This window comes from Eisenibacter elegans DSM 3317 (assembly GCF_000430505.1).
Lineage (GTDB): Bacteria > Bacteroidota > Bacteroidia > Cytophagales > Microscillaceae > Eisenibacter > Eisenibacter elegans.
In genome coordinates this window covers 255,490-268,304 of the sequence record NZ_KE387154.1, presented here as the reverse complement: position 1 = coordinate 268,304, position 12,815 = coordinate 255,490, and the positions used below count along the sequence as shown (strand labels likewise).

The window sequence follows — 12,815 nt, the reverse complement described above, 5'->3', positions numbered from 1 at the left end:
TAACTTATCAATAAGTACCCATATTTTCATCTACCAAATTATACTAAACCTTGTTGTAGCAAAAGCTACTTGATTTTTTACAAAATGTGTATAACTAAATTTGCTATGAAAAATACAAAAAAAACCTTTTATCTATTATTGGGCTTTTTATTTTGTAGCGTATACCCCCACCCTGTATTTGCACAAACTGCTGAATCTGAGAAATTTTACTTACAGGCCATCGCCTCGCTCGACGCAGGGAATAATCAACAAGGGCTGGAATATCTCAATCGGGCTATTGGGCTAAACCCTAAGTCGAATGATGCTCTTTATGCTAGAGCTTATTTGCATTTTTTAGAAGAAAATTACGAACAAGCAATTTCAGACCTTGACTTGCTCATTCTCTTGACAGGAGAGCAAAACCACACCGACGAGCAACTTTACATCTATCGTGGCCAGGCCTACCTCTACACCGAGAATTATGAAGAAGCAGAGCAGGACTTGCTCAAAGCCATCACCATCAACCCCAGAAGCCTCGATGCTTACCAAACTTTGTGTTTGTTGTACACCCAGCTCGACTGGTTTGATGAAGCACAAGACGCTATCCAAAAAGCACTCGAAATAGGGCCTCAAGTTGCCGAAAACTATTATTATGCCGCTGAGTTGGCGCTGGCTATGAATGATTTTGCCCAAGCACATCAGGCCATCAATACTGCACTAAAGTTTGGCAAAAGCCCACAAGAGCAAACACAATATGAGCGCCTACGTATCCGAATTTTCTACACCCAAGGGCAGTACCCTGCCGTGATTCATGCGTATCAACAATGGCAAAAAAATAAAGCTTGGGTAGATTTATTTGAAGAAGATGACTTCTATACTTGGGGAATGGCGCACTACCAACAACAAGAGTATCTCCAAGCACAGTTTTTCTTTGAGCTTCCCGAAGATAGCCAAAACCCCGAGCTGCTACACGCCCTCGCAATGGCCTTGTATCAAAATAAAACCTACAAAACAGCGCTCGAACAAATCCGCAAAGCCGCAGCCCTCGCCGACCCTAACAACGAACAATACGCGCCACTATTTTACAACTTTGCCTGCATTGCGCTCAAGGCCAAATCTTTGGAAGAAGGCCGCCAACAATTTTTACAAGCCCTATACCTAGACCCTGACCTCTGGAGCCAAACTCAGAAATATCCTGAGCTACTCGACAATCCGGCGCAAGCCCTTGGCATCAATATCAACCAACCACAAACAGTGCGCGCCATCACCACGGGCTATCGCGACCGCGCTGAGGCGCTTTTCTGGCAAGGGGATGCAGATAATGCGCTCGAAGCCATAGAACAAGCCCTGAACTTAGATGCGGAGGACTCGCAAATATGGCTCGTCAAAGGTACTATCGAAGCCCTCAAACTACTCTACGACGATGCGCTCACCAGCCTAGAGCAAAGCCTGAGAAAACCACTTAACCAAGACCTCGAACGCAGCTTTTTTACCATAGCCTTGGTATACAAATCGCTGGAAGTTTGGGAAAAAGCACTTGATTATCTCCATCAAACTATTCAAAAAAACAATGAGGAGGCTGTATATTATGCCGAACGCGCTGAGGTATATGAAGCATTAGACCAACCCAAAAAAGCTATTGAAGATATTCGCAAAGCTATCAGTCTGTCGCCAAACGAAGAGGAATACCTCACCGACTGGGCCTACTATGCCTTACAGGCCAAAAATTATGATGAAGCCCTAGAGGCCTGTCAGCGGGTATTGAAGCAAAACCCCCAAAATATGTCGGCATACTACCTCCGTGGTAGGGTGTATGACGCACAAGGCAAGCCACAAGAAGCACTCAAAGCCTATACACTGGTGTTGCAATATTACCCTGACGACCAAGAAATACAGGAGCTATACCAAGCAGCCAAGCTCAAAAGCCAAAAACAATAACAGCCCACGATAATGAGCACACAAGAAAAAATTTTGATTTTAAACCATACCCAAGTAGGCCAGAAAATAACCCGCATGGCATACCAAATTTATGAAAATAATTTCAAAGAAGAGCATATTGTATTGGCCGGAATCAGCGGTGGCGGCTATATCTTGGCTCAGCGCCTACAAAAAGCCTTAGGGCTTATCAGCCCTATCACGATTCAATTGATAGAAGTCAGCCTCGATAAAAAATCACCCAACCCCAGCAACATACAAGTCAGCCAAGCAGTGCAAAGTTTCCACGGACAAACCGTCATTTTGGTAGATGATGTGCTCAATACAGGCCGTACAATGGCCTATTGTATGTGCCCATTTTTGGAGGCAGGGGTCAAAAAACTACAAACCGCAGTTGTGGTAGATCGCAGCCACGCACAGTTTCCCGTATCGGCTACATATGTAGGCTATGCCTTTGCAACCACTCTCCAAGACTACATAGAAGTCAGCTTTGATACCCCTGAAGGAGTGTATATGTCCTAAGAGCTTGTTTATACCCAATCACAATTGGTTTGGGTATAAGCAAACTCTAAAGTCTCAGGCCTCTAAGGCTAGTGTCTGGACTAACAAGTGCAGGGTTTCGTGTTCGGTAGGAGAAAAGCGCTCTGATATTTCGGCAAACGAATACAGCGCATCCAAAACCACTGGTTTAAATACTGGAAAGGCGTTCAGATAAGTACGCAGGCAAGTCAAAAAATTATCTTCCCAAACAGCTACCTGTTCCATTAGGTAATCGACCTCGTCTAAGTAGTGGGTACTGAGGCTGGCCAGTTGAGCCTCTTGGTAGCCCATTGGTTCAAAGCTTCTGCCCATACTGACACAAAGGCGCTGTAGGTAGTGTCGGGCGGTTTGATCGGGGGTAGGCTCGGAGCGTACCAGCAATAAGGTGGGAAAAAAAATCAACAATACAAGAAACTGCTCTTCGGTGAGGGGAGTCTTACGCTCTTGTTTGTAGGCTTGATACAGTTGGCTAATATCCATATAAATTACTGCCTATGGGGGCATTCGGGCAATAGCCGGCTTATTGTTTTGCCTAACAATAAGCTGCTATCTCTGGTGAACGTGGGAGAATTAATCAGGCATTGTTGAACTCTTGTTTCAACTCATGACTACGACGAAGGCGTAAATTAAGCAATTCTACAAATAAAGAAAACATCATCGCAAAATAGACATAGCCTTTGGGTACTTCGACAGGGTGGCCGTCTACGATGAAGGATTCTGTAATGAGCAGAAAGCCAATCATCAATAAAAATGACAAAGCAAGCATTTTGACGGTAGGGTGCTTCTCGACAAAGCGCGACACTGTGCCGGCAAATGCCAGGGTAATCAACAAAGATAAAATCACGGCTATGACCATCACCTCTATGTGTTTGGCCAAACCTACTGCCGTAAGGATAGAGTCAAAAGAAAAAACAATGTTGAGCAAGACAATCTGTACGATTGCTTGTGTCATACTAGGCGTTTTTTTCTTTTTATTACCCTTTTTATCATCTTTATCTCCACTATGCCCTACTTCATCTATTTTATGATGTATTTCGCTAGTGGCGCTGTAAAGCAAAAACAAACCCCCGACCAGCAATACCAAGCCTTTTTCTGTTAGTTGGATTTGATGCCCCAATAGGGTGATGTCAATGAGGTTGTCTTTAAGATTGATTAGCCAAGAAATAAACATCAACAGAATCAGCCTTGGAATCAGCGCCAATACCAAGCCGATATTGCGGGCACGGGCTTGTTGTTCGGCGGGGAGCTTGCTCGAAACAATGGAGATGAAAACAACATTGTCGATACCAAGGACTATTTCCATAAAAGTCAGGCTTACCAAGCTAATCAAGCCCGCAGAGGTAAAGAGTACTTCCATAATGAGTTAGGGAGTGGGTTATGGGGTGCCAAAATATTTCGGAACAAAGTACGCATTTAAACGACTTGATAGTATTGAGGTTGCTAAAAATAATTGGACATCACAATTTTCTACAAACCACTGGTTCATAGCTCACCCATAGAGACAAACAACGCCGCTGTCTCCATGGAAGCCAAGTACAGTCCGGTGGGGCTTTGGAAGGCAAGGTTAGTTGACAAAGTCGCCCCTTAGGATACGGAAACGTTTGCGGGCTTCAACGGCATAGATACTTCCCTTGTAGCGGATAAGGTGGTTTTGGTAATACTCCATAGCCTTGGTTTTGTCTTTGAGATGCCGCTCATAGGTTTGTGCAATGAGGAAGTAGGCATCATCGGCTAGCACCCCATCTCCAAAACGCTCTACGACCAACTCAAAGTGCTTGATGGCCTCGCTGTATTGCCCCAAACGTAAATAAATTTGGGCTTTGCTCCAAAACACATACGCCAAGATAGGATGTTGGGGGTAGTTTTGTGCTATTTTGTTTAGAGCTTCCAGCGCCTGTGGGTAACGATGTTGAAAAACCAACAACTCTACGGCGGCATAGCCCTTGAGCGCCAAGCCACTGGTATCTACAAAGAGTTGGTCTTGGAGCAAGAGCGACAACTCCATCGCGTCGTTGGCTATCTCTCTGGTAGTAGCCATTTTGAGGATATCGAGCAGTTCTTTGGCCAAGACAAACTCGCCTTTGTAATAAGACAATTTAGCGTTTTTGAGCTTGGCCTCATAGGCGATGGGGCTGTCTTTTTGTTCCTTCTCGGCTTGCGAATACAACAAGGTAGCCTCCCAAGGCTCATTGTTGAGCAGGTAGATGTCTCCAAGGTCTATTTTACACTCAGACAAAAGCCTGCTGTTGCGAGCAGAAAGCTGGATGGCCTCTTCGAGTAAGGCAATGGCCTTGGCGCGATCATCTAGATAAAAAGCATACAACAAGGCCATACTGCGCAATGAGGGTACGGTATTGGGGCTGCGCCCCAACTCATTGACCATCAGCTCATACTCCTGAATAAGGGCTGTAATTTGCTCACGGGTTACAGGATAAGTACCTTTGAGTACCTCTTCCTTGGCCTTGATTGCATAGTGTTTTGCCACAGCATAATTGGGGCTGCGAGGGTAGGTTTTGGCCACATATTCGAAAGCCAATACAGCAGCCTTGTAGTCTTCGTTGCGCATGGCTATCATCCCTAGCTCTATCAGCCCCAGCCCTTCGAGCCGTTTGCGTTTGTCTATGGCTCTGGCTTGTATAAAGGCACGCTCAAACAACTTTTGCTGAATATACAACCACAGCAACAGCTCGTTGTAGATAAGCTCTCCTGGGGCACTCTGAGCACGCGAGAGCAGTACGCGTTCTAGCAGCTCATAGTCCTCGGCGCGGCTGAGGCGGTCTTGGAGCGCAGCCTTGACCAAGTTGAAATTGCTCTGATTTTCGAGCGCCGCATTGATATATTCATTGACCATGCCTTCGGTATTGCCTTTGGCGCTGTATACCTGGGCCAGCTCCGCCGAATATGCAAACTCATTACGGCTGCGTTTGCGGGCCTGTAACAAGAGATTCTCCGCACGCCCGGCCTGGTCTTGGTCAAGTAGTTTCTGAATCATAGGGCTAAGCTGGCGCTCGTCCTGCAAGGCCAAATCAGCCGCTTGCTGATAGGCTGCTTCGGCTTTGTTGCCCTTATTTTGGGATTCGAGCCAGAAGGCCAAGTCCAGTTGGTAACTGGCCTGCTGGGGGTGCATCTTGATTTGTTGGTTGATGACCTTCTCGATTGTTTTGTGGTCTTGGAGCTGGCGCAAGGCTTCGAGGTATTTGGGATAAGCCTCTAGGTTGTATTGGGGCTTGTCCCAAAACTTTTGATACAAATCCACGGCCTTGTCGTAGGCTTGGTCATAGAAATACTGGTCGGCAAGCTCGGCTTGTTGTGCATAAACCACACCGCCGCTACCCAAAAACGCGGCCACCAGCACATATACAAAAGCTGTAAGGAGAGTTGATTGATTCATCATGAAATAATCCGTCAAAAGAGATAATGAGAGACACAAGTCCGCATGAGCATACAGCCCTGTTAATAGTAGTAGTTCTTATATTTTTTAAAAACTTTTGTTGTTATTATCATGCGGTGGATAACTTGACAAAGCTTTCACTTTTCATGGAAACGCCTGTTTGAGGCAAAAGTTATCCACGTTTCAAACAGACTTGATTATAAGCCAATTCACAGCCTATCCACAAGCTATCCACTACTTGTCCACAACTTATCCATATTACTTTGAGTACAATAAGTATGTGCATAAATTGTGTATAAATGGGGCATAAGTTGTGGATTAATGGTGGACAAAGAGCGGGTTTCCCACAGGCTTTTGAAACCTGTACGTCCGGGCGGAAAATTGTGTATAGATGGGCACTTAATACACAGGGTTATCCCCCAAAAATAGCTACTTTTCCACTAAAATCAGCTGAGGCTGTGGATAACTTTGGTGGACAAGTGCAAAAGTATGCTGTGCCAATTTTAGACAATCCACCAAGAAAAAACGCATTTGTGGATAAATTCGCGATTTATCCACAATACTATCCACAGCCTTTTAGAGGCCTTTTGTCACAAGAGATTGCTTCTCAGATTGTTAGACCCAAGAGATGATATAAGTGCTTTCATCACTCCCCATGAGGCGGTTGGGCTTGTTGGGATGTAGCTCAACATTAAAGAATTTGGCCTGCTCCGGGCGATATTTCTTCGTTAGCGCCAGTAGCAGCCCACGGTCAAAATAGCAAGGATATGGGTTTTGGCAGAGCACTTGTATCTCGCAACGTTCAGGGAAAACCCCCTGTACTTGAAAGTACTCCAGTTGCTCGCCACGGTGCTGGTCTTTGTACCATTCGTTCAAAGCCTTGACCGCATCGGGCAGGGTTTGGATTTCGGCACCAAGGCGAATGAAGGAGAAGAATTGTTTTCCGGCATTGAGCAAGAAATAGCTGCCCAGCTGCCGCGACAGCTCTCGGTAGGCGTTGAGATAGTTCTGAAGGCTATACCATTGTTCTTCATGTGGGTTTTGGAGGCCATGCCGCTGGAGGGTTTCGTATACAGGTGCATGCTGTAGCGGAGCGATTTTGAGGAGCATATTCACCACACGTCCGGAGACGGTGGCGTTGGGGTAGAAGCAAACAAACTGTGCCATAAGCGATTGATTGTGAAGTAGGTGAAATAAGATAAATAGCAATATCCACAAGTTATCCACAGGGGGCTGACCTATGGTGTGGATAAGTTTTATGTATATTTCACAAACCGTACCATAGTCGGATAAGATTTGCACAAAAGGTTGTGCCATAGGGCAAAGGATGCTATCTTGCAGCAAGACCTATCCATGTGTAACTCTATGCTGTTTGTATATCCTCAGTTTTTGTGGGCGTTGTTGGCCTTGGCCATCCCCCTGTTGGTACACTTGTTTAACTTCCGCCGCATTCGTAAGGTATACTTCCCCAATGTAGCTTGGCTACAGGAGGTGCAGACCAGCACGCGCAGCGTACGGCGGTTCAAGCGTCTACTCGTCATGAGTGCGCGTATGTTGGCTTTGGCGGCTTTGGTATTGGCATTTGCGCAGCCTTACCTCCCCAAGGGAGAGGCCGCCACCCAAGGCAGCTCCCGCCCTTTGGTCAGCATTTATCTTGATAATTCGTATAGCATGCAGAGCGAAATAGGCAACGAATCCCTCATTAGTAGGGCCAGTCAAGCACTCGAAAAACTCCTCGCTACGCTGCCCGAAGCCAGCCGTATTCAGCTCATTACCAATGGTTTTGAAAATAAAGAACAGTTTGTTATCTCGCCCCAAGAAGCTGCCGACCGCCTGACAGAGCTGCGCTTTGCCCCCCAGTTCCGTACCCTGGACGAAGTATTGGCCCGACAACACAAGCTCTTGCAAAAAGAAGCTGGCGCAGCAGATAAGCCTTGGGTATTCTTATTGACTGATTTTCAGAAGAGTACACTCAAATCCTTGGATCAACTGCCCCTTGACAGCAATTACCGCTATTTTTTAGTGCCTTTTACACCCAGCGTGCGAACCAATCTGAGTATAGACTCGGTGTGGCTCGACAACCCCTTCCTCAAGGCCAACGAAAGCAATAAACTACAAGTAAGGATACACAACTCAGGAGAAGAGCGCTACGAAGACCTTATCCTGAAATTGTATGTGGCTGATAGACAAATATCTACCGCCAATGTCAGCATCGAAGCCCAACAAACCACCCAAACTTATTTTAACTTCACCATGAAGGGAGAACAAGGATGGCAGGCTGCCAAAATCAGTTTTGAAGACTTCCCCGTTACTTTCGACAACGAGTACTTCTTTGTGCTCAATGCCGCCCCTGCGGTACGCATCATTCACCTCACACAACAAAACAACAGCCCTTATATCCAACGAGTATTTGCCAATGAGTCTCTGTTCAAATTACAAACCTTGAGCGCCAATAACTTGGATTTCAAACAAATGGACTTGGCCGATTTGGTGGTGATAGATGAGCTAACACAACTTGATGGGGCGCTAGCTACTGCCCTGAAGGCCTTTGTTCAACGAGGCGGAAGCCTGCTGATGTTCCCCCCAGCAGCGCCTGACCCAAGCTGGGCTTCGCTGACTAGCGCCCTTACCGGAGCCGACATACAACTAGTGCCACCTAAGAGGACAAACAACAGAGGCTCCGGAGAGAACACCCAAGAGGTGTCTGCGCAGCTGGCCGCTCCCAATATCAACAATCCTTTTTATGACGGAGTGTTTGAGCGCGCTCCCGAACAGATGGATATGCCCCAAGCGCAGGCAGTATTGAGCTGGAAAAGGTATCAACAATTGATTTTGGGTTTTAAAAATAACAACCCTTTTTTAACAGAATGGCGCACCGGCCAAGGAAAAGTATACCTCTGCGCCGCACCGCTACAAGCCAAATACAGCACCTTTGCCAAACACGCCCTCTTTGTGCCGGTGATGTATACCATCGCCACCAAAAGCAAGACCGGTAACGAACGCCTAGCTTATACCTTCCAAGAAAACAATATCAGCTTAGCGCTTGATAATCCCCCCGCCCAACAAGTCTACCATCTCCGCCAAGACTCGATTCAGTTTACTCCCGCGCAGCGCTTGGTAGATAATGTGTTGATGCTGGAGATGCCGGAAGAGATACAAACCCCCGGGCATTACCAACTTTATGCAGGCAATAAATTGATTAGATTGCTGGCTTTCAATACTGATAAAGCAGAATCAGAAATGAGTTTTTATGATAAAGAAGTGATACAAGCTTATTTTAAAGAAAATAAAAAAGTAGAAGTATATGAAGGAGAAACAGCTGAAACCAGATTGGCCGACACCTTCAAACAACGTAACTTGCGCCAAGAACTTTGGAAAACAATGCTCCTCATTGCCTTGTTGGCACTAGCACTCGAAATCGCCTTTATCAGACTTTTGTAACAATTTGGTTTCACTTGTCAATCAAGTAATTTTTTGTACCTGCACTGTCGTATGGTCGATAACAGTGCGCATCTTGTTCTATTAACATACATCAAACTATGATATGCTGGCTTTGGCAAGGGGCTAATACTAAGTGCTGTGGCTATTGATAACAATGCTGTATAATATGTTTTGCTGGCAAAAGTTACATTCATAATGAAAATAAAGACGTATTTCCTTATTTTTGTACTTTATGAAGTTACAACCGTTGACCATTGCAACTAAGCAGGTATCGGCTCAGAAATAATTAATAACACTCCCTCTATGTCATCCCAAAAGCTAAACGTAGACCAAATAGGGCTTATCAAATCCTCTTGGGGGCTGATAGTTGCTAAAGCTCAAACATTAGGCGAACACTTCTATTCGGAGCTTTTCCGCATACACCCTGAGTATGAGCGTCTATTTGATAGCATAGACCGCAGTACCCAAGCTCGTAAGCTTACTTATGTGATTTCTCTAGTAGTTACGAAATTGGACAAACTCGAAACCATCGCAGAGGAGGTAAAATACCTAGGCAAACGTCACAAAACCTACCAAGTGAGGGTCGTACATTTTGAACCCTTTATCAAACAACTCTTGTTATCACTAGAAGATACTTTAGGAGCACAATGGAATACGGCACTGGCTGAGGCCTGGGAGCAGGTACTATATCAAGTAGCTGACGCAATGAAAGAGCACCTGAAGTAGCATAAAAATGTTTTTTTGATATTCTAACAGATGCTATAATGGATAATACAATACTGAATGCTGACGAAAAGGAGCTTATCAAAAACTCTTGGGCGACCTTAGTCGCCAAATCTCAACAAATAGGACTGCATTTTTACACCCAATTGTTTGAGCAACATCCAGAGTTTCAGCCCTTATTCAAGGATAACACCCAAGAACAAGCCCGCAAACTGAGCTATATCATCACCCTCGTTGTAACCAAACTCGATAAGTTGGAGCATATCGGCGAAGAAGTAAAATACCTCGGCAAACGCCACATAAACTATCAAGTTCGGCCTGAGTATTTCGACCCCTTTTTGGCTCTTCTATTACAATCTATCAAAGAAGTATACCCTGAATATTGGTCGGATGAGTTGAATAACGCTTGGTCAAAAGTATTACATAACGTCGGAGAGGCAATGAAGAAGGTACTTGCAGGGGCATAACTTACCTCAGCTGATTTTGTCTGGAGTATATCCACAAAAAAAACTTTGCGAGGAAATATTCCCCGCAAAGTTTGGGCACCGTTACGTTCGTTGTTGTTACAAAGGTATCCTACCCTAGGGCAACCTATTTGCCCTGGCGCAAATTTTTGAGCGCTGCCGCATATACTGCTTCATACCGGGAAATACCTTCTTGCAAACTAAAATAGCGTAGCCCCAAGGTGCGGAGTTCCTCTGGCTGTAGTGCCATCAGTTGTGGCCATTGTGCCACCACACGCCGATACTCGGCTTGGTTAAATGCTTGGACCATCGCCCCGGCTTGGGGCAGAATCAGCCCTTGGTCCCCAATATCTGCATTGCCGATTACTGGAATGCCCATAGCTAGCAGCTCCCCTAGTTTGGTAGCAGAAGAGGCTTTTTTGGAGAATGTGGGGCGTATAAAAAACACCGAGGCCTGCGCTTGAGCAAGATAATGAGGCACTTCGTGGCGCTCAGCGGCTACTACAGTCAAGGCTTCTGCCGGAATCTGGCGCGCTTCAGCTGCTTGGTATACTAGCGAGGGCGCATCACGGGTGATGAATAGGAAACGCGCCTGAGGGTATGATTGGCGCAGGCACACAAAAAAGTCCAGCATTTCGGGGAGCATATACCAAGTGCCCAACGAACCTAAATAAGCCAAAGCATAAGGCTTGGCCGTCGAAACTCCCACAGCAGGGCAAAATAACGTTGTATCTACACAACATGGAATCACCGTAATAGGAGAGAGCCTAGGCAACTGCCAACGCCGGATTTCTTCGGCAGCATTGTGGGTCAGGCTGATAGTGTGGGCGCTTTCTTGTAAATATTGTTGTTCCTTGGCTTTGAAATAACGATAAATACGCCTGAAAACAGGGCTTTTCAGTGGCCAAAGCCCGCCTTCTACCCGCTCATCTGCCCAAAATCCACGCATATCAAATATAAAAGGAAGGCCGAAGCGGCGCTTGGCCCGTAAGCCTAATAAGCTGACAGGGTAGCTGCGGCAGTGAATCAAGGCCGTTTGTTTTTGGTGTATCAGCCGCCGGAGCTGCCGCCACATCCTGTTCAAGTCCCAAAGGGTAGACAGGACTGGCGGCGACTTATGGTAAAATACTGGATACCACTCGATATGTGCACCCAATTGCGCCCGAATGTTGTCCGAACGCAACCGATACGCCTCAGGTTTCTCGGCACTAATCACACAAAACCGATAGCCTGCCGCCGCCAAGCCCTGGAGGTAAGGCAGTATCTGAGACTGCCCCAGCGGATCCGTCAGCCCGTCATAAGACAAATAAATGACCGTTGGCGTGGTGTGGCTCATTCTCCTTCTGAGGCAATGTAGGCAAAAATGGCCTTGATGTCTTCTTCGGGCAGATGCGAAAAGGAAGTCATCACCACCTTGTTGTATTCTTCATAAATAGCCACCGCCTTGGGGTCTCCGGCTTTGATCATTGCCTGAGAGTTTTGGGTGAATGATACCAACCACTCCAGCGAGTGTTTTTGGGTAATGCCCTTGAGCGCCGGCCCAATGATGACCCCTTCGAGGGCATGGCACATCCCGCAGTTGAGCTTAAACAGTTTTTTACCCTTCACAATCGGATCATTGGCATCTAAAGCCGCTACAGGGGTGTTGGTTGTGTTTTGAGCGGCATTTTGGGTGCTGGTATTGGAGCAAGCCCATAGCCCCAAAAATATCCAAATACAAAAACTAAAATATTTCATCCGTGTTCTTTTTCTGTCAAAAATAAGACTTTTGGCCTCAAAAATCGTATATAAGTCCCAATAGGCAACCTCTATCTCATAAAAATTGTTAACCCTATAACTTTTAACCGTTCCAACCTTTTAATTGTATGAAAAAGCTATTGTATTTTGCCTTGCCAGTGATGGCATTACTTGTTGCGTGGACTTGGACTTCCCCCAAAACAGCAGGAGATACGGCTGCGGCTCCTTCTTTCAAATGGACAAAGACTGTCCACGACTTTGGCCAAATCAAGCAAGGCGCACCCCAAACCGCTATTTTTGAGTTTACCAATATTGGCAACTCACCCCTGATTCTCAGTGCTGTCAACCCTTCTTGTGGCTGTACAGTACCTGAATATACCAAAGACCCCATAGCCCCAGGCAAAACCGGTACTATCAAAGCCACCTACAATGCTGCTGCTATGGGTAATTTTAACAAAAGCATCACGGTGATGTCTAATGTAGGCGAGCCTGTCGTGCTCTTTATCAAGGGCGAAGTCGTTCAATAAGCCCTTCGTGTTTTCAACAACAGAGCCGGTCTGAAATTTGCCTCAGGTCGGCTTTTTGTTTGAAACCCGGGGTTACAA

Annotated in this window: 12 protein-coding genes; 6 read left to right on the top strand and 6 right to left on the bottom strand. The window is 46.0% G+C overall.

The features are described from left to right. Positions 1–105 precede the first annotated feature (105 nt). A complete protein-coding gene (locus G499_RS0117060) occupies positions 106–1,917 on the top strand; it encodes a tetratricopeptide repeat protein (RefSeq protein WP_027000938.1) in 1,812 nt (603 codons plus the stop codon). Positions 1,918–1,929: 12 nt separating this feature from the next. Further along, positions 1,930–2,436, top strand: a complete 507-nt coding sequence (locus tag G499_RS0117055) for a phosphoribosyltransferase family protein (protein WP_027000937.1) — start codon at positions 1,930–1,932, stop codon at positions 2,434–2,436. 54 nt (positions 2,437–2,490) lie between these two features. On the opposite strand, the gene G499_RS0117050 is transcribed toward G499_RS0117055, so the two are convergent. From G499_RS0117050 to G499_RS0117030, 4 genes are all read right to left on the bottom strand, one after another. Beyond that, positions 2,491–2,934, bottom strand: coding sequence for a hypothetical protein (locus G499_RS0117050; protein ID WP_027000936.1), 444 nt, complete (start codon positions 2,932–2,934; stop codon positions 2,491–2,493). 94 nt (positions 2,935–3,028) lie between these two features. After that, positions 3,029–3,811 carry a TerC family protein gene (locus tag G499_RS0117045; protein ID WP_027000935.1) on the bottom strand — a complete coding sequence of 261 codons (783 nt, stop codon included), beginning with the start codon at positions 3,809–3,811 and terminating at the stop codon, positions 3,029–3,031. 207 nt (positions 3,812–4,018) lie between these two features. Further along, a complete protein-coding gene (locus G499_RS0117040) occupies positions 4,019–5,848 on the bottom strand; it encodes a tetratricopeptide repeat protein (protein ID WP_081413870.1) in 1,830 nt (609 codons plus the stop codon). Between the two features lie 612 nt (positions 5,849–6,460). Next, positions 6,461–7,012 carry a hypothetical protein gene (locus tag G499_RS0117030; RefSeq protein ID WP_154658520.1) on the bottom strand — a complete coding sequence of 184 codons (552 nt, stop codon included), beginning with the start codon at positions 7,010–7,012 and terminating at the stop codon, positions 6,461–6,463. Positions 7,013–7,210: 198 nt separating this feature from the next. On the opposite strand from G499_RS0117030, the gene G499_RS0117025 reads away from it, so the two are divergent. The 3 genes from G499_RS0117025 to G499_RS20575 all read left to right on the top strand — a co-directional run bounded on the left by G499_RS0117025 (position 7,211) and on the right by G499_RS20575 (position 10,476). After that, a complete protein-coding gene (locus tag G499_RS0117025; protein WP_027000931.1) occupies positions 7,211–9,286 on the top strand; it encodes a BatA domain-containing protein in 2,076 nt (691 codons plus the stop codon). Between the two features lie 303 nt (positions 9,287–9,589). Next, on the top strand, positions 9,590–10,012 hold the full coding sequence (locus tag G499_RS0117020) for a globin domain-containing protein (RefSeq protein WP_027000930.1): 423 nt from the start codon (positions 9,590–9,592) through the stop codon (positions 10,010–10,012). A gap of 38 nt (positions 10,013–10,050) precedes the next feature. Next, a complete protein-coding gene (locus G499_RS20575; RefSeq protein ID WP_051296358.1) occupies positions 10,051–10,476 on the top strand; it encodes a globin domain-containing protein in 426 nt (141 codons plus the stop codon). 124 nt (positions 10,477–10,600) lie between these two features. Here G499_RS20575 and G499_RS0117010 read toward each other — a convergent pair whose 3' ends face one another. After that, on the bottom strand, positions 10,601–11,809 hold the full coding sequence (locus G499_RS0117010) for a glycosyltransferase (protein ID WP_027000929.1): 1,209 nt from the start codon (positions 11,807–11,809) through the stop codon (positions 10,601–10,603). Continuing rightward, the gene (locus G499_RS0117005; RefSeq protein WP_027000928.1) at positions 11,806–12,210 is read right to left on the bottom strand and encodes a c-type cytochrome; all 405 of its coding nucleotides are present in this window, start codon (positions 12,208–12,210) and stop codon (positions 11,806–11,808) included. Before G499_RS0117005 ends, G499_RS0117010 begins: the two co-directional genes overlap by 4 nt. 128 nt (positions 12,211–12,338) lie before the next feature. Between G499_RS0117005 and G499_RS0117000 the strand changes: the two genes are divergently transcribed. After that, positions 12,339–12,737, top strand: coding sequence for a DUF1573 domain-containing protein (locus tag G499_RS0117000; protein WP_027000927.1), 399 nt, complete (start codon positions 12,339–12,341; stop codon positions 12,735–12,737). Positions 12,738–12,815 lie beyond the last annotated feature (78 nt).

Coding starts and splice junctions, on each gene's coding strand:
- G499_RS0117050 (WP_027000936.1), bottom strand. CDS start 2,934: ATGGATATTAGCCAACTGTATCAAGCCTACAAACAAGAGCGTAAGACT.
- G499_RS0117005 (WP_027000928.1), bottom strand. CDS start 12,210: ATGAAATATTTTAGTTTTTGTATTTGGATATTTTTGGGGCTATGGGCT.
- G499_RS0117060 (WP_027000938.1), top strand. CDS start 106: ATGAAAAATACAAAAAAAACCTTTTATCTATTATTGGGCTTTTTATTT.
- G499_RS0117020 (WP_027000930.1), top strand. CDS start 9,590: ATGTCATCCCAAAAGCTAAACGTAGACCAAATAGGGCTTATCAAATCC.
- G499_RS0117025 (WP_027000931.1), top strand. CDS start 7,211: ATGCTGTTTGTATATCCTCAGTTTTTGTGGGCGTTGTTGGCCTTGGCC.
- G499_RS0117040 (WP_081413870.1), bottom strand. CDS start 5,848: ATGATGAATCAATCAACTCTCCTTACAGCTTTTGTATATGTGCTGGTG.
- G499_RS0117030 (WP_154658520.1), bottom strand. CDS start 7,012: ATGGCACAGTTTGTTTGCTTCTACCCCAACGCCACCGTCTCCGGACGT.
- G499_RS0117000 (WP_027000927.1), top strand. CDS start 12,339: ATGAAAAAGCTATTGTATTTTGCCTTGCCAGTGATGGCATTACTTGTT.
- G499_RS0117010 (WP_027000929.1), bottom strand. CDS start 11,809: ATGAGCCACACCACGCCAACGGTCATTTATTTGTCTTATGACGGGCTG.
- G499_RS20575 (WP_051296358.1), top strand. CDS start 10,051: ATGGATAATACAATACTGAATGCTGACGAAAAGGAGCTTATCAAAAAC.
- G499_RS0117045 (WP_027000935.1), bottom strand. CDS start 3,811: ATGGAAGTACTCTTTACCTCTGCGGGCTTGATTAGCTTGGTAAGCCTG.
- G499_RS0117055 (WP_027000937.1), top strand. CDS start 1,930: ATGAGCACACAAGAAAAAATTTTGATTTTAAACCATACCCAAGTAGGC.